The following is a 20,526-nucleotide window of genomic DNA, read 5'->3' as shown; positions in this document are numbered from 1 at the left end:
GTCTCAGCCCTTGACGGCGCCGAGCGTCATGCCTGCGACGATCTTGCGCTGCAAGAGGAGTGTGAGAAGGATGACCGGGATCGAGTAGACGGCGGCCAGCGCCGTCATGGATCCCCAGTCCAGGCCGAACTGGGTCTGGAAGTTCGCGATGACCACCGGCGTGGTCTGGGAGCGGATCGCCGTCATGAGGAGGGCGAAGAGGAACTCGTTCCAGGAGGCCAGGAAGGCGAAGATCGCGGTGACTGCGATGCCGCCGGAGACCACCGGGATGACCACCCTCCACAGGGCGCCGAGCCTGCTGCAGCCATCCACAGTGGCCGCTTCCTCCAGGTCCTTGGGCACGGCTTCGAAGAAGCTGGACATCAGCCAGATGGACAGCGGCAGCGAGATGGTGGTGTGGGCGATGGAGAGGGCAATCGGGGTGTCCGAAAGTCCCACGGAGGACATCATCGATGCCAACGGAATGCCGATGGCTACCGGCGGCACCATGCGGGTGACCAGTGCGGCCATGATGAACACCCGGCCGCTCGGTGTCTTGTAGCGGGTGATCCCATACGCCGCGGGAACCGCCAGGATCAAGGACAGCAGGGTGCTGATGATGGCGGTCTGTGCGCTGTTAATGAACGACGCCAGCACACCACTGCGGCCCAAGGCGTTGGCGTAGTTCTCCAGCGTCCATTCCCTGGGGAGAATGGTGGGCGGAACGGCGATGGTGTCGATCGGGGTCTTGAAGGATGTGAACAGCAGGTACAGGAATGGGAATCCGTACAGCACCATGGCTCCTGCCAGCAGGATCCAGAGAATGATCCGGGTGCTCCGCTTTCCAGCCTCGAGACCTTCGGCGTGGTGCCGGCGGGGGCGGCGGCCGTTACCTGCCGCCGTCGTCGGAGCCTCCTGGCTGTTGTTCTGTGCGGGAGGCACGACGCCGGCGGGCCGGGGACGGTAGGCCACCTCCCCGGCGGCGTTTCCGCCGGTTGTTCCTCCGCCAGTGGGGCGCGTCTCGGCGATGCTCATCAGTTGTCCTTTCCTGGCCGCCAGATGGTGGTCACCGCGAAGAAAGCGACGGCGAGCATCGCCAGCAGGTAGATGGTTCCCATGGCACTGGCCAGGCCCGGATCGCCGAAGCGGATCATAGTCCGGTAGATCAGCAGGCTCATGGTTTCCGAGGCGGACTGGGGGCCGCCGTTGGTTTGGATCAGAATGGTGTCGAAGGCCCTGGCGGCATCGATCCCGCGCACCACCAGCGCCACGGCGATGACCGGCCGGAGCAGCGGCAGGATGATCCGGAACAGCAGCGCGGGGGCCTTGGCGCCGTCGAGGCGGGCAGCCTCAATGAGGTCGCCCGGGATGTTCTGGAGTCCGGCGAACAGCACCAGGCACATGAAGGACGTGGTGAGCCAGATATCGGGAACAGCCACGGAGAACAAGACGATGTCCGGGTTGGAGAGCCAGCCGATCTGGTTGGGGTCTTGCAGGATGCCGGCTTGGTGAAGGAGGGTGCCGATCAGGCCGAAGTTGTCAATCATTAGGAACTTCCACAGCAGCCCGGCGACGATCGGCGCGATCATCAGCGGGTACAGGAAGACGGTCCGCCAGATCTGGGACTTCCTGCCCAAAGTGGTGAACAGGAGCGCCATGCCCAGGCCAAGGGCGAACTCGAGGGTCACCACCACCACGGTGTAGGCGAGGGTCCGCCAGCCGGCCCCGATGAAGTCCTCGGACGCGAAGGCCCGCACGTAGTTGTCCAGGCCGACGAAGTCGCGGGGACCGCCGACGATTGGGGAAATTTTGAAGAAACTGTCCGCGATGAGGCGGAACAGCGGGTAGGCGACAAAAACTGCCAGGAACAAGGCCGCCGGGGTCATCAGATACAGGGCGAAGCGGCGATCATTGATACGCACGGGATACTCTTCCGCTGGTTGGGTCCGCGGCCGGCACCCCTTCTGCCGTCATTGCAGCATCAGGCGGTGCCGGCCGCGAAGTCTCATTTGACGAGGGCCTGGATCTTGGTCTTGGCTTCAGCCAGGAGGGACGCGCTGTCCCCTCCGGCCACTGCCTTCTGCAGCGTCGGAACCAGGACCGTGTCCACAATCTGCTGCCACTTCGCCGTTGCCGGGCGGGTTGCCGTGGCCTCGCCGTTGAGCGTCTCGATCAACGGCTTGAAGCTCTCATAACCGGGCTTGTCCTGGTACTTCTCGAAGGCCGAGATGCGGGCGGCGAGCCCCAGTTTGGACTCGATGCCCAGGTCGTTGTGGTCGTAGGCGCACTTGATGAACTTCTTGGCGGCGTCTGCGTTCTTCGTCGTCTTGGGGACGGAGAGGTACCACGGTCCCGGGACGCCGGCGACGCCGGCGGATCCGCCGATCATGGGCGCCGCGCCCACCTTGCCGTAGACAGCTGCGTCGGCGGGGATCTGGCGGTAGGCGTGGGCCCAGAACCTGGTCATCGCGGTCTTGCCCTGGTTGAAGAGGTTCTGCGCGGCAGCCCAGTCGACCTGTGCCGCTCCGGACGGCGCGGACTTAACAAGGCTCGTGTAAAAATCGAGGGCTTCCTTGTGGGCCGCGTTGTCGACCACGACGTTGTTCTGGTCGTCCAGGACCATCGGGGACCCGGCCTGGAGAACATGGGCCAGCCATTCGGTTTCGACGGCACCCTTCACGTCGGTGCCGTACATGCCATCCTTGGTGAAGAACTCCGAGATGTCCTGGTACTGCTTCCAGGTGGTGGGGGCTGCAAGTTCGTATCCGTACTTTGCCTTGAAGTCGGCCTTGTTTTTGGCGTCCTCGAAGAGGTCCTTGCGGTACAGGATGATTTCGGCATTGGTCCAGGCGGGCATGCCGATGAAGTGGCCATCAACGTTGGCTTCCTTGACCAGTGCGGGGAAGATGTCCTTCTTGGCCTCATCGGTGAAGAGCTCGTCGATGGGCTGGACCGCATCCTTGAAGCTGGGGAGCCAGACGGAGTCCAGAGCGGCGACGTCGAAGGAGACAGTGCCGGAGGAAAACTCGCTGGAGAGCCTGTTGAACAAGCCGTCGTAGGGCAGTTCGACGAAGTTGACGTCGAGGCCGGTGTCCTTTTTGCAGGCCTCGGCAACGCCGGCGAGCTCGGCGTGCCCGCCCGCTTCGACAAGGACGTTGACGGAGCTTGCGGCGCTGCCGGACGACGCCGGACCCCCAGCGCCGCATGCGGTGGCCGTCAGGGCCACGGCCGTGCAAAGGCCGCCGATGGCGGCGAGCCTGGAGATGGTCTTTCGAGTGGACATCGCTGTCGACTTTCTCTCGGAACGGAATGGAAAGAATGTTTGCGGGGTGAAGAATCGTTTTGCCAAAACGACTTGGCAACACCCTAGGGGCGTCCGTTCAGGCGTGTCAAGCGTCACAATGCAAATTTTTTGGGGCCTTGACGCATGGGCGGGAGCAGCCCTAGAGTCGACGTCGAAGGCAGAAGAAACGGTTTGGCATATTTTGGCCGATTTGGCAGGTTTTGGCATCCGCCGGGTCCATCCGTGACAACGGAACCGAAGCACCGACGGACGTCTCCGCGTACGGCTGTATGTGGGGAGGCTGACTCACGGTCTCAGCCCGAGGCGCACATGGCAGTATGGCCCAGTTGCAGCCCGGCACCGGCCGGAGCTGCACTGCGCCCGATCCCGTTGAATCGCGGCGTTACTCCTTGGGCATGACGATCCACAACGCGATGTAGACCAGCTCGCCTACACCGAACAGGCCGAACAGCACAAAGCCAATGCGGACGAGGGCTTTTGAAATACCGAACCGGGCTGCGAGGCCGGCGCAGACGCCAGCGATCATCTTGCCGTTCCTGGGCCGTACCAATGCTGCGCTCATGCGGCCACAGTACCAGCCGGCCTCAGGGTCCGGTCCAGAGTCCCTTGCCCCCCAGTCCAGGTGAAGACGGACTAGTCCTGGTGCAGCTGCACGTAGTTCCCGCAGCCGTCGTCCAGCACCACAGAAATCCCCGTGGGGCCCTCTGTCGGTTCGCCCTGGAAGATGACGCCGCGGGCTGCCAGCCGCTTATGCTCAGCCCGCACATCGGGGACTCCGAAGACGATCGCCGGCAGCCCGGCGTCGTGGAGCCCGTTCATGTAGGTCGCTGCGATCGGATTGTCGCTGGGCTCGAGCAGGAGACCAACCGATCCCGAACTGCCCCCGGCGGAGCCGGGATCCTTCACGATGTACAGGTTGTATTCGGGCATGGCCATGAGCGTTTCAAAACCCAGCGTGTCCGTATAGAACTGGTGGGCAGCGGCCGGATCCTTGACATGGATACTGCACATTTTTAGTCGCATGGTGCCTAGGCTACCGGTGCGCGGCCCGGCCGGGAACGGGGCCGGGAGGCCACCTTCTGCCAGGCCCCCGGGGTCGGCCCATTGACGCACCGGGGCGGGGGGATTCCAATTGAAGTAGCGGAAACAGCCCGCCCGGGCAGGTTCCGTTGGAGGTGGAACGGTGTCTGTCATCACGGAATCGGTCCCCATGGGGCCCTTACAGCTAGCAGTCTGTGCCGCCGTCGTGGTGTGCGGCGTGGCCGGCGCCGTCTCTTCGGCGCGGTACCACGCCAGGCGCGATGCCGGGCAAATGACGGACGCCGTCTTCTGGGACGGCTTCGCCGGACTGGTGGTGGTGTTCCCGGCTGTCCTCATACCCTTCCTGGCGTCGCCGTGGCTGGGCCTCGGCGCGGGATTCCTTGCCGCCGCCACCGCCGTGGCCGCATATGTGTGGAGTCCCCGCGTGATGGCACGGCAGGAAGCGAGGCTCCACGATGCGGCCGCACAGGCAGAGATTGCAGCCGCGGCCGCAAGGCACCGCACAGTGCTGAGCAGATGGCAGCGCTATGAGCTGGATCCCGCGTGCTGCATCGACTACCCCGACATGACAGATGTGCGCCGGCCGGAAACGGCGGCCCTGATAAAGGCCATGCGGGAGGCTGAACGGCTCCGGGCAGTCGAGCCCGCCAGCTACCTTCCGGCCGTCACCCGGCTCGAACATGCCCTGGGCCGCGCGGAAGCCGCAGCGGGCGTGCCCTCGCGTTAGGGTTCGCGGGCGCCCCCCCGAATGGCACCGTGCCGTGGGCGTCGGCAGCCAGCGACGTTAACCGGTGTGTCGGAACCATTGGCAAGGCGGCAGGCGGCGGCGGTAGCATCCCATAATGGAGCCTTTAGCCACGGATACACGAGACCAGCACGGCAGGTTGCGATCTGACCGGGGAGTCTGGCGGCAGGCAACAACCCTCGAAGCCGCCGGAGAACTGACTGCGCGGTGGCTTGAATCCCACAGTGAGTACCAGCCTGGAACCTTTGCGCCCAGCATCGATAAGGAGACGCGGCCCATCGCCGCCGAACTGGCGGAGATCAACAGGAACGGCCTCTTCACCAAGGAATCCCAGCCGGGCATGCGCGGCGATACCGGCCATGCACAGAGGCAGTATGTAACCGGCTTCTGCAGCGCCGAGGCCGCAGCTGAACTCGTTGCCCTGTCCACCAGGTCCGAACTCATCACCATTGGCCACGCCCCCGGCGAGGTGAGCGCGGCCGCCGTCCCGGTGACGTTCGACGGCGGTGCAGTGGTCACCGTCCTCGGGTCCAGCGAAAACCCGGTGGACGAAGACGCACTCCGCGACTGGTCCGAGGAAACCAACGACGCACTGGCCCTGCTCCTCGCAGATTCCTGGTACGTGGAAGTCCTGGATCCGGTGTGGGGCCGGAACGACGTCCTGTTGCCGGAGGTGCTGGCGGCCCTCCGGCAACTGCAGTGAGGACTACAGGTCCACTGTGCCGCTTTCGCCAACGCTCATGCGGCTGTTCGTCACCTTCGACTTGACCCACTGAAGAACCGTGGCCGCCCGGCCGCCCGGGCTGGTCCAGTATTCAGCGGAGTCAGAATCAACGCGCAGCAGCACAACCTCAGGCGTGTCCGGGCCGTCCGGGAACCAGGCCTCGACCACCTGGTTCCACATGTCGTGGATCTTCTGCCTGTCGGTAACGATTTCCGCGGTGCCGGCCACGGATACCCATTCGGTGTTCTTGCCGAAGGACACGTTCACCCTCGGATCGGCGCGGATATGCGCCACTTGGGAAGTTTCCGATGACGTGAAGAACCACATGTCGCCGTCGTCCTTGACTTCCTGGACGGCCAGCGGCCGGCTCACCAGCGCGCCTTCTTCGTTGATGGTGGTCAGCATCCCGATGTGGGAATCGTTGATGATCTTCGTGACTTGGCCGATGTTCTCAGTGTCAGACATGCACTCACCTCGTTCGTGTCGAACGGGGAAGTTCCCCGCCAGCCCAGCCTATTAGTAAGTTTGCTTACTTTCAACGATGGTCCGGAGCTTCGGTACGCCAGTGGGCGGCGGCTCAGATTCCCCGCGCCAGCACCTGTCCCTTGAAGAACTCCGGGCGGAGCCTGGACATCACCAGCATCAGCACCACTCCCAGCAGGATCACGCCCATGCCCAGGATGAACACCAGGCCCACACCGCCCACGGAGGAGCCGGACCCGTAGGCGGGATCCATGGAGTCATAGGCGGTCTTGAAGAACATGACCAGCAGGATGACCCCGCCCAGGAGCGGCGCCAGGAATTTGAAGAAGAAAGCATGGACTCCGCTGAAGGCCTGGGCGCGGAAGAACCAGACGCAGGCCAGGGCCGTGATGCCGTAGTAGAAGCAGATCATCATCCCCAGCGCGGTAATGGTGTCCCAAAGCGCGTTCTCGGAGGTGGTCCGGGTAATGACGTAGAACGCTGCAGCGGCGATGGCTGCGGCAATGGTTGCATAGCTCGGGGACTTGTAGGTGGGGCTGATCCGCCCGAACTTGGCCGGGAGTGCCTTGTAGTGCCCCATGGAGAGAAGCGTACGGGCGGGCGACACAAACGTGGACTGCAGTGAGGCGGCTGAACTGCTCAGGATGGCCAGCGACATCAGGATGGCGAACGGACCCATGACCGGGCCGGCGAGGACGGCGAAGATGCTGCCCTGGTTATCGGGGTTGCCCGCGCCCAGGCCGGTGTCGCCGATGCCGGCGAATGCCAGGGTGGAGAGCGCCACAGTCATGTAGATGATCACGATGACCAGAACGGTGACGGTCGCGGCACGGCCAGGCGTCTTTTCCGGGTTCCGGGTTTCCTCGTTCATGGTGAGCGTGACGTCCCAGCCCCAGTAGATGAAAATCGACAGGGACACCCCGGCAGCGAAGGAAGAGAACGAGTCAACGGCGAACGGGTTGAACCAGTCGGGCGAAATGGCCGTGGCATCAAAAGCCGACCCGTTGGCAACATGGCTGAACGCAGCCACCGCAAACCAGCCGAGCACCAGGAGCTGGAACGCCACCAACACATACTGGACACCCTTGGTGGTCTCCATGCCGCGGTAGGAAATCCAGCACGCCAGCGCAATGAACACCAGCGTTGTGGCGATATTGAGCGGCAGGTTCTTGCTCAGCTCGCCCAGTTCCGGATTGCTGAAGAGCTGGGCCAGCATGAGGTAGAAGAAATCGACGGCAACGGCGGCAAGGTTGGACAGCACGATAATGGTGGCCGCAATCAGCCCCCAGCCGCCCATCCAGCCAATCCACGGTCCGAATGCCCGCGATGCCCACGTGAAGGACGTACCGGCGTCGGGCATGGCGTTGTTGAGTTCGCGGTAGCCGAACGCCACGAGCAGCATGGGGATGAATCCCACCAGGAAAATGGCCGGCAAGTGGACCCCGACCTCGGACACCGTTGGCCCGAGCGCTGCGGTGAGGGTGTAGGCCGGGGCGATGCAGGAGACGCCGATGACGACTGCGCCGATCAGCCCTACTGATCCGGCCTTCAGGCCTTTGGCACTAATGCCCTTGTGATCGGACTGCGATGTCGCGGACGTCGCGTGCTCTGTGGTCATGATGGTGCCTCTCCGGAGGTTTCATTCGACGTTGAATGGGTCTGGTGCTTGAGTGCGTAGTCGCTCGGCACCACGATCATGGGCACCGGCAGGGCGCGGAGGATGCGATGTGCGGTGGCACCCAGGAAGATGGACCGGCTCCTGGCCAGCCGGCTCGATCCGATCACCAGGACTTCGCCGTCCTCCCAGTCGAGCCGGTCCACGGCCTCCTCGATACTCCTGCCCTGAGCCACCACGACGTCCGTCTTCGCGGCGAACCGGGAGCCCGCTTCGCCGCCGGGAAGAGCGGCCGACACTCGATTGCCGGCATGGTTGCGGGCCGCTTCGGCGACGTCCGGCGACGCGCCGTCGTCGAGGCTTAACCCGCCGTCGTCGAGGGTCAAAAGGGACACTACCCGCAACGGCACATCACGGTTTGACGCCATCGAAACGGCGTAGTCCAGCAGCTCGCCGGCGCCGGGGCGGGCGCCGAGTCCGCAACTGATCCGTGTCAGGGCTTCCCTGCGGTGGTATCCGTGGGGTGCCAGGGCCACCGGGACGGTGGCTGCGTGGAGCAGCGCACCGGCCACGGATCCGATCGTGAACCGCTTGAACAGCCCGTTGCTCGTGGCCCCGATGATCAGCATGTCCGCCTGGAATTCCTCGCACGCATCCATGAGGGTCTGGGCGTCCGACTCGCCGCTGCGAACGTGCCCTTCCGCCGGGACATCGGCCGGGACCAGCGCCAGCGCCTCGTCGAGCCACGTCCGGGCCTGCTCATGGAGCAGGTTTTCGAATCCGGCCTTCGGCGCGTGGGCCGCGCTGAACGGCGACACCTCGGGAATGGCCACCACAAGGTCCAGCGTGGCTCCACGGCCCCGGGCCAGTGACACGGCCAGATTTACGGCGTCATGGCCCCTGGCATTTGCTGAATACCCCACTACGTAGCGCATCTGGCCGTTCCTCTCTGAACTGTCGTTGGATTCCTACTGCGTGACCGAAGCGCGGTGGGCGACGGCGGCAACCCGTGCGGCGGTCATCTGACCCATCCGGATGGCACCGTCGACGTGCTGGTACCCTTCGGCCGCCAGGTCGGAGGAACTCCAGTAGATGGGGCCCACGGGCTGGTGCTGGTCCTTGCCGTACCGGTGCAGGCCACCGAGGTCGTAGCTGGAGGCATAGGCGCCGCGCGTCCATTCCTCAGCGCCCCAGTCGGACTCGTAGTACACCTCGGGCTCCAGCGCCTTGTCGCCCAGGAAGGCCGCGATGGATTCCAGGATGGTGCGCTTGCGCTCTTCGGCGCTCAGCTCAAAGACGGCGTCGGCTTTCTCGTCCGAGACGAAACCCACCAGGGTGCCTCGGGAATCCCCGTGGTTGGTGTTGTCGTACACTTCCTGCACCAGCGAGCCGGCGCTGAAGCAGGTGCCGGAGAGACCCTCCTCGCGCCAGAACGGGGTCTTGTAGACGGCGTGGACCTTGATGACCAGTCCCAGCGACTGGTGCTGGTGCATCTGGTGCTGGCGGCGGGGCAGCGGCGGGTTGAAGGAAACCCTCGAATACAGGTTGGGCGGCACCGCCATGATCACATAGCGGGCATTCACCGTGGCCCGTTCCGACACCACGGTGACGCGCGGGCCGCCGTCGTGCTCTTCCGTCCAGTTAATGGTGCGCACCGGGCTGTTAAGAACGACGTCGTCACCCAGTTCGCGTGCCTGCAGCAGCGAAACCTGCTGCATGCCTCCCACAACCCGCTTGTCCAGGATGAAGTCCTCATCCGTCAAGTGGCTGAAGGATCCGGCGGAGGCAGCCATCAGGACGGCCTGCAGTGCGGAGAACGCGTGGGCGGGCTTGGTCAGCATGCCGCCGGCGATGAACAGGCCGATGTTGTTGCAGGCCTCCTCATCCGGGGAGTTCTGGCGGAGCCAGTGATGGAAGGAGACGGTGTCCAGCTCGCGGGCCTTGGGGTGGGCCCAGGGCTCGGTGGGGCCGATTTCCGCCGCCAGCCCGTCCAGCAGGCCAATCAGCTTGTCCATTTCCGCGGCCGTGGTGTCGCTGACCGGGAAGGAGTCCCCGGTGTAGCGGGTCTTCCTGCCATCGGCGCCGATGTAGATCGACTCGCCTTCGCGGTAGCGGGAGTACGTTTCCAGGCCCAGCTCGTCCAGGAGTTCCAGCAGCACCGTCTGGTCCGGCGAGACCCACTGGCCACCGATTTCCAACATGGCGCCGTCAACGGTGTCCGTCCAGGTGCGGCCGCCCACCCGGTCGCGCGCTTCCAGCACGGCCACGCTGAGGCCTGCCTTTTTCAGTTGGCGGGCCGCGGTGAGTCCCGAGGGGCCAGCGCCTACGACGACGACGTCGCGGTCAAGTTCCAGCATGATGTCCTCTCTGTGGCCGCGGGAGTGATGCGTACCACTAAATGAATGCCATTCATTTAGGAAAACTATAGCGGCTCCGACGCCGTCGCGGAAGGGGTCAATGGAATAATGCTGGGGACCCCGCCAGCAGAAAGGCCGACGATGCCGGCAGCCGCCCGCCAGAACACCCAACCCTCCGCTGACCCCACCGAAACAGAGACTCCGCCGAAGCGACGCGCGGGCCGGCCTGCTTCAGCGGTACTGGACCAGGCGGTGATTACCGAGGCAGCGCTGCGCCTGATCGGAAGAAGCGGCTATGACGGGCTTACCATGGCCGCACTGGCCCGCTCACTCCACGTGGCACCGTCCGCCCTCTACAACCACGTGACGTCCAAACGTGATGTGCTCGTCCTGGTGGAGGACCATCTCGCGGCCCTCGTGGACGTGTCCGCGTTCGGCCGTGAACCGTGGGACGAAGCCGTGCGGCGGTGGGCGTGGAGCTACCGGGACGTTTTTTCCAAGCACACGCCACTCATCCCGGTGATCGCGGTCCTGCCGGTCACGGACGCGCCCCAGACCCTGGCCATGTACGAGACCGTGAGCGAAGGGCTGCGGGAGGCCGGCTTCCCCGAGGAGCGCATCATCTCCTCGATCGTGGCGCTCGAGTCCTTTATTTTCGGCTCGGCTTTCGACGTCACGGCGCCGGCGGACATCTTTGATCCGGGCAGCATGGCGGAATCCACGCCCAATTTCACGGCTGCGGTGCAGAGCCTTGCCGAACAAGGCCACGAAAAGCCTGCCGACATCGCCTTCAGCCTGGGCCTGGAGGCATTGATCTCGGGGCTCGGGACGCTGCGGAAGTAGGAATGTTCACCTTTGACCAGCTAGCAGGGTTCATTGCCGTCGCGGAAGAACTTCACTTCGGCCGGGCCGCAGAACGGCTCAACATGACCCAACCGCCCCTGAGCCGCCAGATCCAGAAGCTTGAGAGGACCGTGGGCGCGGCGCTGCTGGAACGCGACAACCGGAAGGTCCGCCTGACGGCCGCGGGCACGGCTTTCCTGGAAGAAGCCCGACGCCTCATGGCACTGGCCAATCGTGCGCCTCTCACGGCACAACGAATCGCGTCCGGCAGCTCCGGCCTGATACGGATCGGCTTTACGGCGGCCAGCGGCTTCAGCATCCTGGGCCCGCTCCTGGAGAAGATTTCGGCAGGGCTGCCCGGCGTGGATATCGACCTGCAGGAACTCGTGACGGGTGAGCAGGTCGCCGGGCTGCAATCCGGCGAGCTCGACCTCGGCCTTGCCCGGCCTCCAATCAACAGGGACATTTTTGCTTCGCACGTGCTTCAACGCGAGACGATGGTGCTTGCTGCGCCGTCCGGGCACCCCCTGACGGAACTCAACCGGCACGTCAGGGAAGACGACCTCAAAGACGTGCCCCTCATCATGCATTCACCCGGCGAAGCCAGCTATTTCTACGACCTTGCGGTCAGGATGCTCCAAATCCAGCATGCCAACGTGGTTCACACGGTCAGCCAGATCCTCACTATGGTGTCCCTGGTTGCGGCGAAGCGCGGAGTAGCCCTGGTCCCCCGATCCACTTCCCTTCTTGGCGTTCAGGGCGTCGAGTTCGTGCCGCTGGAAGGCAGTGCGAACTATCCGGTGGAGCTGCACGCCGTCTGGAACAGCAGTATCACCAACCCCGCCCTGTCCCAAACCCTGAAAGTCCTGGGATACCGGGACGATTGAGTCCGGCTGCACCGGGAGACGTGGCTGGTAGGCGATACCGCGAGGGTATCAATGCATACAAAAATGAACTTAGACAGGCATCACATGGCTCCCTAGGCTGAAGGGGAAAACATCTACTGCCGCACCGACGCGGCGCCGACATGGAGGACTCATCGTGGCCAAACATTCACCCCAGGAACTTGCCAGCGTTCTCAAAGACGGGTTGCTCTCCTTCCCGGTGACCTCGTTCGATTCGCAGCTCCAGTTCGACGAGGAAAACTACCGCAAGCACCTTGCCTGGCAGGCCAGCTACCCGGTGGCGGGCCTCTTCGCCGCCGGCGGCACAGGCGAAGGGTTCTCCCTGACGCCGGCTGAATCCGCCCGCGTGGTCCGCGCCGCCGTCGAAGAAGTCGGCAGCACCGTTCCGGTTCTGGCATCCGCGGGTGGGTCCACGGCCCAGGCCATTGAAAACGCCCAGGCCGCAGAGACCGCCGGCGCGGAAGGCATCCTGCTGCTGCCGCCGTACCTGACGGAAGCGGACCAGGGCGGCCTGATCGAGCACGTCAGCGCCGTTTGCAGTGCCACCTCGCTCGGCGTCATCATCTACAACCGCGCCAACGCGATCTACAAGGACACCACCGTGGCTGCCCTGGCGGACCGCCACGAGAACCTGATCGGCTTCAAGGACGGCGTGGGCGACCTCGAACACGACGCCCGCGTTTACGCCAAGCTCGGTGACCGCCTGTTCTACCTTGGCGGCCTCCCGACGGCCGAGACCTTCGCCCTGCCGCTGCTGCAGCTGGGCATGAGCACCTACTCCAGCGCGATGTACAACTTCGTCCCGCAGTTTGCCCTGGACTTCTACCAGGACGTGCGCAACCACGACCGCGTGGCTGTAAACAAGAAGCTCAACGACTTCGTCATCCCGTACCTGGATATCCGCGACCGGGTCAAGGGATACTCCGTTTCCATAGTCAAGGGCGGACTGGATGCCATCGGGCGCTCCGCAGGCGGCGTCCGTCCCCCGCTGCAGAACCTGGCCCCGCAGGACCTGGCAGACCTCAAAGCGCTCATCGCCACCGTCTCCTGATCCAGCGTCTCCTAGGAGTAACCACAATGACACTCACCGGACATTCCCTGATCGCCGGGCAGGCCGTCGCCGGCGAAGGCAAGACTGCCTTTGGCTTCAACCCCGCCAGCAACGAACAGCTTGAGCCCGCCTACACCCTGCTCACCGAGGACCAGCTCAAAGCCGCCACCGCCGCGGCCGGCGAAGCCTACCCCTCCTTCAGCACACTCGATCCCGAGACCCACGCGAGCTTCCTGGAAGCCATCGCGGACAACATCGAGGCCATCGGCGACGACCTGATCGTCCGCGCCGGACAGGAGACCGGACTGCCGGCAGCCCGACTACAAGGTGAACGTGCCCGCACCACGGGGCAGCTCCGGCTGTTCGCCACGGTGGTCAGGCAGGGCGACTTCCGGGGGGTCCGGATCGATCCGGCCCTGCCGGAGCGCACGCCCCTCCCCCGCGCCGACATCCGCCAGCGCCAGATCCCGCTGGGACCCGTGGCGGTGTTCGGTGCCAGCAACTTCCCGCTGGCCTTCTCGACGGCGGGCGGAGACACCGCTTCGGCCCTCGCCGCCGGCTGCCCCGTGGTCTTCAAGGCGCACAACGCCCACCCCGGCACCGGTGAGCTCGTCGGCCAGGCCATTGTGAAGGCGGTCCGCGAGGCAGGCCTGCACCCCGGCGTCTTTTCGCTCATTTACGGCCCCGGCAGCAGCATCGGCCAGGCCCTTGTGGCGGACCCGGCCATCAAGGCTGTGGGCTTCACAGGTTCGCAGAGCGCCGGCATTGCGCTGATGCGCACCGCAGCAGCCCGCCCGGAGCCCATCCCGGTCTACGCGGAAATGTCCTCGCTCAACCCGGTCTTCGTGTTCCCCGGCGCCCTCAGCGGCTCCGCCGAGCAGATCGATGCCCTCGCCCAGCAGTACGTCACCGCCGTCACAGGCAGCTCCGGCCAGCTCTGCACCTCCCCCGGCCTGCTGTTCGCCCCCGCAGGTGAGCTGGGCGACAAACTGACTGCCGCCGTCGGCCGCGCAGTATCCGCCTGCGCCGGCCAGACCATGCTGACCGCAGGCATCGCCGGCTCGTGGAACACCGGGGCCGAGGCGCTCGGATCCGCCGCCAACGTGACCGTCGTCGGCCAGGGAACCGCCGGTCCCACCGAAAACGCGCCGGCCCCCACCATCTTCGGGACCGACATCGCCGACTTCGTCAGCAACCACGTCCTGCACGCCGAGATCTTCGGCGCGGCCAGCCTGGTGATCCGCTACTCCACCGCCGGGGAACTGATCGAGGCCACCAACCGGCTCGAGGGGCAACTCACCGCATCCCTGCAGCTCACCGAAGAGGACTACCCGACGGCGGCGCAGTTGCTGCCCGCCCTCGAACAGAAAGTGGGTCGGATCGTCGTGAACGGCTGGCCCACCGGCGTCGAAGTGGGCCATGCCATGGTCCACGGCGGTCCCTTCCCCGCGACGTCGGACACCCGCACGACGTCGGTCGGCACCCTGGCGATCAACCGTTTCCTCCGCCCGGTCGCCTACCAGAACCTGCCCCAGGAACTGCTCCCCGCTCCGCTGCAGGACGCCAACCCGTGGCACCTGAACCGCCGGATCGACGGCACGGTCGAAGCCGCAGCCGACGCAGAAGATAAGGTCAACGCATGAGCACCCAGCCCACCATCGCCACGGTTGAGGTAGTTCCCGTCGCGGGGTACGACAGCATGCTGATGAACCTCAGCGGCGCGCACGGACCGTTCTTCACGCGCAACGTGGTGATCATTACCGACTCGGACGGACGCTCCGGACTCGGCGAGGTCCCCGGCGGCGAGAAGATCCGCACCACCATTGAAGAGGCCGGGGCGTTCATCGCCGGCAAGCCCGTGGCCCGCTACCGCTCCCTGCTGCGGGAAATCGCGGCCGAGTTCGCGGACCGCGATGCCGGCGGCCGCGGGCTGCAGACCTTCGACCTGCGGACCACCGTCCACGCTGTCACCGCCGTCGAATCCGCCCTGCTGGACCTGCACGGCCAGTTCCTGGGCGTCCCGGTGGCCGAACTGCTCGGTGACGGGCAGCAGCGCTCCTCCGTTCCGATGCTCGGCTACCTCTTCTTCATCGGCGACCGCCGGCGGACGGACCTGCCGTACCTGGTGGAGGATGCGCCGGCGGACCGCTGGGAGCGGCTGCGCCGGCAGGAAGCCATGACACCTGCGGCCGTCGTCGCGCTGGCCGAAGCGGCGCAGGAACGGTACGGCTTCAGCGACTTCAAGCTCAAGGGCGGAGTGCTCTCCGGCGACGACGAAGTGGACGTGGTCACCGCCCTGGCCCAGCGCTTCCCCGACGCGCGGGTCACCCTGGACCCGAACGGCGGCTGGCTCCTGGACGAGGCCATCCGGTTCGGCAAGCGGATGCAGGGCGTGGTTGCCTACGCCGAGGACCCCTGCGGCGCCGAGGGCCGCTTCTCCGGCCGTGAGGTCATGGCCGAGTTCCGCCGCGCCACCGGGCTCAAGACGGCAACCAACATGATTGCCACGGACTGGCGCGAAATGGCCCACGCGATCCGCAGCAACGCCGTCGATATTCCGCTGGCAGACCCGCATTTCTGGACCATGCACGGCTCCGTCCGGGTGGCGCAGCTTTGCCATGAATTCGGGCTCACCTGGGGCTCGCACTCCAACAATCACTTCGATATTTCGCTGGCGATGTTCACGCACACGGGTGCAGCAGCCCCCGGCGAGATCACCGCACTGGACACCCACTGGATCTGGCAGGACGGCCAGGGGCTCACCAAGGACCCGCTGCAGATCAAGGGCGGCGCCATCGAGGTCCCGGACGCGCCCGGCCTGGGCATCGAACTGGACCGGGACGCTCTGGACAAGGCACACCAGTTGTACCTGGAGCACGGGCTGGATGCCCGGGACGACAGCATCGGGATGCAGTATTACGTCGACGGCTGGTCCTTCGACCCGAAGCGCCCGTGCCTGGTGCGCTAGGCGCCCTGCGAAGGAACTGAAGCTTCCGCACGGCCGGCCCTCCTGATGCAACAGGAAGACGGCCGTGCGGGACCCAAGACATACAGATAGATAGAAGGGCGCACTTTTGGGCGGGGTTGTCTCCGGAATACTCATCGTCTCCGCTGTGATTGCCGTGGGCTATTTCGCCGCCCGCTTCCGGATTTTGGGACCGGAAGTCCAAGGCGCGCTGACCCGAACCGCCTATTACGTCACCAACCCGGCGCTCCTGTTCACCGTGGTGGCCGGCAGCGATATCCGGGCGGCCCTCGGAACGGACGCCCCGCTGGCGCTGCTCTCGGCAGCGATCGTGGGGCTTCTTTACTGCATGGCCAGTTTCCTGTTTTTCCGGCGGCCGGCAGCCGAGACCGCCGTGGGCGCCATGGCCAGCAGCTACGCCAACGCGAACAACATCGGCATTCCTGTTTCCTTGTATGCAGTGGGCACGGCGCAGCATGTGGCCCCCGTGCTGCTGGTGCAGATCCTGGTGATGGCGCCGTTCTACCTCACGGTCCTGGGCCTGGTGTCAGGCTCCAAGATCTCCTGGAAGAAGCTGCTCCTCCAGCCTTTCGCCAACCCCATGATCATCGCCTCCGGACTGGGCGCCGCCGTTGCCCTGACAGGCTGGAGCGCCCCGGACCTGGTACAGAAACCCATCGACATGCTGGCCGGGGGCGCCGTGCCCATGGTGCTGCTGGCCTTCGGGCTGTCCCTCGCCGGACGTGCACCGCTACAGAAGGATGACGGCCGGGTTGAAACGCTCGTGGCAACGTTCCTGAAGATTGCCGGGATGCCGGTGGTTGTCTGGGTCCTTGGCCGGTTTGTCTTCGGACTGGAAGGGCAGCATCTGCTGGCAAGCGTCATCATGGCCGCCCTCCCCACGGCCCAGAATGTGTTCCTCTTCGCGTCGCCGTACGGCCGCGGCATGACCGTGGCCCGCGACGTCATTCTCTGCACTACCGTGCTGAGCGTCGGGGCGCTGCTCGTGGTGGCGTTGCTGGTGCATTAGGGCCGGGTTAGTGCCAACGGTGCGGGGGCTGCGGGCCCCAACCCTGGCGCACCCTGTCGTAGTCCGGAATTAGCGCCAGGGAGGAGGGTTTCTTGCAATGATCTCCGGGGTGAGGATCATCCCGCCGAAATCGGCCCGTGCCTGTGCCAGTATTTCCGGATCCGGGTCGATATTGGCATACCAGAGCCGCAGATCTTTGGCCTCCACCAGATGCTTGCCTCCACCAAGGCTGGTGATGTTCCACTCGGAGAGGTCGTTGGCGTGTTCCAGGTGGGCGTCGGTGAGGAGCTGGATTCCGTGGGCGTCGGGGACGCAGCGCGCGTTCAGGTGCCTGTTGTAGCGGACGTGATATTCCTCGACGTGGGGAAGAGTCGGCCTGGCATATGAGAGTTCACTCCAGCTGCTGGGGGCGGCGCTGTATTGGACGAATGCCAGGTCCGTATCTGCAGGGAACGCTGTCATGGCACGGGTGACCTGGGCTAGCCGGTCCTGCCAAGCTATGGTGTCGTCCATAACCCCGTAACAGGCCCGGCCCAGGGGGCTCATCGACGCCCAGGTAAAGCGGCGCGGCTCTGACCGCAGGTAGGCCACCCTGGCCATGGCGAATTTGATCGCCCCGACTGCCAGTGCCTGCCCAAGGTTCGGGTTCCTGGTGCGAGTTTGGTGGATCCTGCGTGACAGGTAAACGTCGGCGTCCTCGAAGCGGCCCCACGCCGTGGCGGCTTCGGCGATTTGCGCTGTAAGGACCGTAGGGACGTGCCAGGCGCGGCGTTCTTGCTCGGCGTCCAGCAGTGCCAGATCATCGGTCTGGTAGGACACGAACGCGTTCAACTGGAGCGGCACGTCCACCGCGCCGCTTAACCATTCCGGGAAAAACGCCTCCGGCGCGGCGGCGACCCGCCCGGATTTCCCGAGGGTCTCCAAATGTTGGGCGAAAGCAGCGAACCAGGCGCGCACTCCTTCCTCGGTTCCGGCCCTGCTCATCAGCGCCACCGGACCGGCGTCCGAGTCCGAGACCCCTGCCGTGAACACGTCATGGCCCCAGCCGGCGTCATCGACGGCCTGGTTCGCCATCTGGACGGCTGCCTCAACTGCCTCAAAGACATCCTTCGAACCACGGGGCCGGAACTGCAGCCACAGTTCTTCGTACTGGGCCTTCCGCCACGCCTTTGACAGGGCAGTCCAGACAATCTCGACTTCGGCTCCCGGCATCCGATTCCCCAATCCGCAGTTCTTCCACAAGTCTCCGGCGAACCTACCTGATTCCATTGCCAAAAGGGCTCTTGCGATCAATAACTTGTCTCGTAACCCCCATCCGAGACTCGTGACTGCATATCTGCCAATGAGCTGGCCCATCAGCCTTCGCAATCCCAGCCCCACGTCGCGGCCGAACGCCGCCGACCGCTACTACGGTAATCCACTACTTGTGATACAAGTTTATAACTTGTATCATAAGAACTGCGGGCGATGATGCCCCCTTCCGATTCCGAGGAGCACCCATGAGCACCGTCGATCTCATTCGCCATGTGAAACTTTCCACAGCGAGGCTTCCCCTCGCCGTGCCGATCAGTGATGCCAAGGTATTCACCGGCCGCCAGAAGCCCATGACCGAAGTGGTGTTCCTGTTCGCTGAAATCACCACCGAACAGGGCCACAGCGGCATCGGCTTCAGCTACTCCAAGCGCGCCGGCGGACCGGCCCAGTACGCGCATGCCAAAGAGGTAGCCGAGGGAATCATCGGCGAGGACCCTAACGACATCGGCAAGATCTACACGAAGCTGCTCTGGGCAGGCGCCTCCGTGGGCCGCTCGGGCGTGGCCACTCAGGCGCTGGCCGCCATCGACATCGCCCTCTACGACCTCAAGGCAAAGCGCGCAGGGCTTCCCCTGGCCAAGCTTCTGGGCTCCTATCGCGACTCGGTCCAGACGTACAACACGTCCGGCGGCTTCCTGAATGCCTCCCTGGATGAGGTCAAGGCCCGCGCCACCCAGTCCATCGACGACGGCATCGGCGGCATCAAGATCAAGGTTGGACTCCCCGACAGCAAGGGGGACCTGCGCCGCGTGGCCGGAATCCGCGAACACATCGGTTGGGACGTGCCGCTCATGGTGGACGCCAACCAGCAGTGGGACCGCGCCACTGCCCTGCGGATGGGCCGGCAGCTCGAGGAATTCAACCTCATCTGGATTGAAGAGCCGCTGGATGCCTACGACTTCGAGGGCCATGCCCACCTGGCCAGCGTCCTGGACACCCCCATCGCCACCGGTGAGATGCTGGCCTCCGTGGCGGAGCACAAGGGCCTGATCAACGCCAACGGCTGCGACATCATCCAGCCTGATGCGCCGCGCGTCGGCGGCATCACCCAGTTCCTGCGCCTGGCTGCGCTGGCGGACGAACGGGGCCTGGGCCTCGCACCGCACTTCGCCATGGAAATCCACCTCCACCTCGCGGCCGCCTACCCCCGCGAACCGTGGGTGGAGCACTTCGACTGGCTCGACCCGCTGTTCAATGAGCGCCTCGAAACCAAGAGCGGTCGCATGCTGGTTCCGGACCGCCCGGGCCTCGGCGTGTCCCTCAGCGACCAGGCCCGCGCCTGGACCACCGAGTCCGTGGAGTTCGGCGCGTAACCTTGAACCCATGAGCCGGAACCTGACCGCGGACCTCGCCGCCGACCTTCGCACGCGCATCGTTGACGGCGTGATCCAGCCGGGCGACAAGCTGCCCAGCGAAAACACGTTGATCGGCGAGTTCGGCGTCAGCCGCACCGTGGTCAGGGCAGCCCTGACCCGGCTGCAGGCAGAGGGACTGGTGGAAACCGAACGGGGGCGGGGAAGCTTCGCGCTGACCCCGCCCCCGCACGGCGATCCCCATGCCCCAGGCGGCCGGCCGGTGACCAGTCTGGAGGACCGGCTCCACCTGCTCGAGTTCCGGGTGGGCGTAGAAGCGGAGGCTGCAGCCTTGGCCGCCCGCAACCGGACGGACCGGCAACTGAGGGCCGTGCAGAAAGCTCTGGAGGACTTCACATCCAGCAGCGGCCACCCGGCGCATGCGATGAAGTCCGACTTCGAATTCCACAAGGCCATCGCCGCCGCGTCGGGAAACCCTTTCTACTCGGATTGCCTGGCGTCGCTGGGCCAGACCATGATCGCCATGCCCCGCACCCGGCTGATGACCGGCGACGAACACTATGCCCGCGAACACTTCGATCAAGTGGTCCACGAACACGAGTCGATTTACGCGGCCATCGCGGAGGGCGACGTGCCGTCGTCATCGGCTGCCATGCGCAGCCACTTGGCCAACTCGAGGCGGCGGCTCCGGGCCGGGCGGTAGCACTTCCGGCCTCCCGGTCGCGCGCAGCGCGAGCTTTACTCATCGCCGTCTTCGAACTCCCCAGCAACGTAATTTCGCCCGCTGGGTGGTGCCGGCCGGCCTGCGGGTGGTCGCCCTGCTCGTCAACCTGGGCGGCTTCGTGGCCCCGTTCGGC

Annotated in this window: 20 protein-coding genes; 10 read left to right on the top strand and 10 right to left on the bottom strand. The window is 65.2% G+C overall.

The window, feature by feature from the left end; genetic code table 11:
• Positions 1-3 precede the first annotated feature (3 nt).
• From JOE41_RS11450 to JOE41_RS11430, 5 genes are all read right to left on the bottom strand, one after another.
• Positions 4-921, bottom strand: coding sequence for a carbohydrate ABC transporter permease (locus tag JOE41_RS11450; protein WP_209753613.1), 918 nt, complete (start codon positions 919-921; stop codon positions 4-6).
• 92 nt (positions 922-1,013) lie between these two features.
• On the bottom strand, positions 1,014-1,901 hold the full coding sequence (locus tag JOE41_RS11445) for a carbohydrate ABC transporter permease (protein WP_011689920.1): 888 nt from the start codon (positions 1,899-1,901) through the stop codon (positions 1,014-1,016).
• Between the two features lie 83 nt (positions 1,902-1,984).
• Complete coding sequence (locus JOE41_RS11440) at positions 1,985-3,262, bottom strand: sugar ABC transporter substrate-binding protein (RefSeq protein WP_209752410.1); 1,278 nt, start codon at positions 3,260-3,262, stop codon at positions 1,985-1,987.
• A gap of 403 nt (positions 3,263-3,665) precedes the next feature.
• Entirely contained in the window at positions 3,666-3,845 is a 180-nt protein-coding gene (locus JOE41_RS11435) for a PspC domain-containing protein (protein ID WP_011689918.1), read from the bottom strand.
• Positions 3,846-3,916: 71 nt separating this feature from the next.
• Positions 3,917-4,306 carry a VOC family protein gene (locus tag JOE41_RS11430; RefSeq protein WP_209752409.1) on the bottom strand — a complete coding sequence of 130 codons (390 nt, stop codon included), beginning with the start codon at positions 4,304-4,306 and terminating at the stop codon, positions 3,917-3,919.
• Between the two features lie 160 nt (positions 4,307-4,466).
• On the opposite strand from JOE41_RS11430, the gene JOE41_RS11425 reads away from it, so the two are divergent.
• Together JOE41_RS11425 and JOE41_RS11420 are read left to right on the top strand one after the other, a co-directional pair.
• The gene (locus JOE41_RS11425) at positions 4,467-5,051 is read left to right on the top strand and encodes a hypothetical protein (protein ID WP_209752408.1); all 585 of its coding nucleotides are present in this window, start codon (positions 4,467-4,469) and stop codon (positions 5,049-5,051) included.
• A gap of 115 nt (positions 5,052-5,166) precedes the next feature.
• Positions 5,167-5,772, top strand: a complete 606-nt coding sequence (locus tag JOE41_RS11420) for a hypothetical protein (protein ID WP_209752407.1) — start codon at positions 5,167-5,169, stop codon at positions 5,770-5,772.
• 3 nt (positions 5,773-5,775) lie between these two features.
• On the opposite strand, the gene JOE41_RS11415 is transcribed toward JOE41_RS11420, so the two are convergent.
• From JOE41_RS11415 to JOE41_RS11400, 4 genes are all read right to left on the bottom strand, one after another.
• Positions 5,776-6,258: a pyridoxamine 5'-phosphate oxidase family protein gene (locus JOE41_RS11415; protein WP_209752406.1), complete on the bottom strand. Its 483-nt coding sequence runs from the start codon at positions 6,256-6,258 to the stop codon at positions 5,776-5,778.
• 112 nt (positions 6,259-6,370) lie between these two features.
• Positions 6,371-7,894: an APC family permease gene (locus JOE41_RS11410; RefSeq protein ID WP_011689913.1), complete on the bottom strand. Its 1,524-nt coding sequence runs from the start codon at positions 7,892-7,894 to the stop codon at positions 6,371-6,373.
• Positions 7,891-8,826, bottom strand: coding sequence for a universal stress protein (locus tag JOE41_RS11405; protein ID WP_209752405.1), 936 nt, complete (start codon positions 8,824-8,826; stop codon positions 7,891-7,893). Before JOE41_RS11405 ends, JOE41_RS11410 begins: the two co-directional genes overlap by 4 nt.
• 33 nt (positions 8,827-8,859) lie before the next feature.
• Positions 8,860-10,248 carry an NAD(P)/FAD-dependent oxidoreductase gene (locus JOE41_RS11400; protein ID WP_209752404.1) on the bottom strand — a complete coding sequence of 463 codons (1,389 nt, stop codon included), beginning with the start codon at positions 10,246-10,248 and terminating at the stop codon, positions 8,860-8,862.
• A gap of 141 nt (positions 10,249-10,389) precedes the next feature.
• On the opposite strand from JOE41_RS11400, the gene JOE41_RS11395 reads away from it, so the two are divergent.
• The 6 genes from JOE41_RS11395 (at position 10,390) to JOE41_RS11370 (ending at position 17,042) form a co-directional block, all read left to right on the top strand.
• A complete protein-coding gene (locus JOE41_RS11395) occupies positions 10,390-11,091 on the top strand; it encodes a TetR/AcrR family transcriptional regulator (protein WP_374068707.1) in 702 nt (233 codons plus the stop codon).
• A gap of 2 nt (positions 11,092-11,093) precedes the next feature.
• Positions 11,094-11,978, top strand: a complete 885-nt coding sequence (locus JOE41_RS11390) for a LysR family transcriptional regulator (protein ID WP_209752402.1) — start codon at positions 11,094-11,096, stop codon at positions 11,976-11,978.
• A 154-nt stretch (positions 11,979-12,132) separates the two neighbouring features.
• On the top strand, positions 12,133-13,047 hold the full coding sequence (gene kdgD, locus JOE41_RS11385; RefSeq protein ID WP_209752401.1) for a 5-dehydro-4-deoxyglucarate dehydratase: 915 nt from the start codon (positions 12,133-12,135) through the stop codon (positions 13,045-13,047).
• Between the two features lie 26 nt (positions 13,048-13,073).
• Positions 13,074-14,690, top strand: coding sequence for an aldehyde dehydrogenase (NADP(+)) (locus tag JOE41_RS11380; RefSeq protein WP_209752400.1), 1,617 nt, complete (start codon positions 13,074-13,076; stop codon positions 14,688-14,690).
• On the top strand, positions 14,687-16,015 hold the full coding sequence (locus tag JOE41_RS11375; RefSeq protein WP_209752399.1) for an enolase C-terminal domain-like protein: 1,329 nt from the start codon (positions 14,687-14,689) through the stop codon (positions 16,013-16,015). Before JOE41_RS11380 ends, JOE41_RS11375 begins: the two co-directional genes overlap by 4 nt.
• A gap of 106 nt (positions 16,016-16,121) precedes the next feature.
• The gene (locus tag JOE41_RS11370; protein ID WP_209752398.1) at positions 16,122-17,042 is read left to right on the top strand and encodes an AEC family transporter; all 921 of its coding nucleotides are present in this window, start codon (positions 16,122-16,124) and stop codon (positions 17,040-17,042) included.
• 69 nt (positions 17,043-17,111) lie between these two features.
• On the opposite strand, the gene JOE41_RS11365 is transcribed toward JOE41_RS11370, so the two are convergent.
• A complete protein-coding gene (locus JOE41_RS11365) occupies positions 17,112-18,254 on the bottom strand; it encodes a hypothetical protein (protein ID WP_209752397.1) in 1,143 nt (380 codons plus the stop codon).
• A gap of 287 nt (positions 18,255-18,541) precedes the next feature.
• Between JOE41_RS11365 and JOE41_RS11360 the strand changes: the two genes are divergently transcribed.
• Together JOE41_RS11360 and JOE41_RS11355 are read left to right on the top strand one after the other, a co-directional pair.
• Positions 18,542-19,669, top strand: a complete 1,128-nt coding sequence (locus tag JOE41_RS11360; RefSeq protein WP_209752396.1) for a mandelate racemase/muconate lactonizing enzyme family protein — start codon at positions 18,542-18,544, stop codon at positions 19,667-19,669.
• 10 nt (positions 19,670-19,679) lie between these two features.
• Positions 19,680-20,372 (top strand): FadR/GntR family transcriptional regulator, encoded by a 693-nt coding sequence (locus JOE41_RS11355; protein WP_011689902.1) that lies wholly within the window; start codon positions 19,680-19,682, stop codon positions 20,370-20,372.
• The last annotated feature ends 154 nt before the right edge of the window (positions 20,373-20,526 follow it).

It is taken from the genome of Arthrobacter sp. PvP103 (assembly GCF_017833075.1).
Classification (GTDB): domain Bacteria; phylum Actinomycetota; class Actinomycetes; order Actinomycetales; family Micrococcaceae; genus Arthrobacter.
This window is presented reverse-complemented; position numbering and strand designations above follow the sequence as displayed.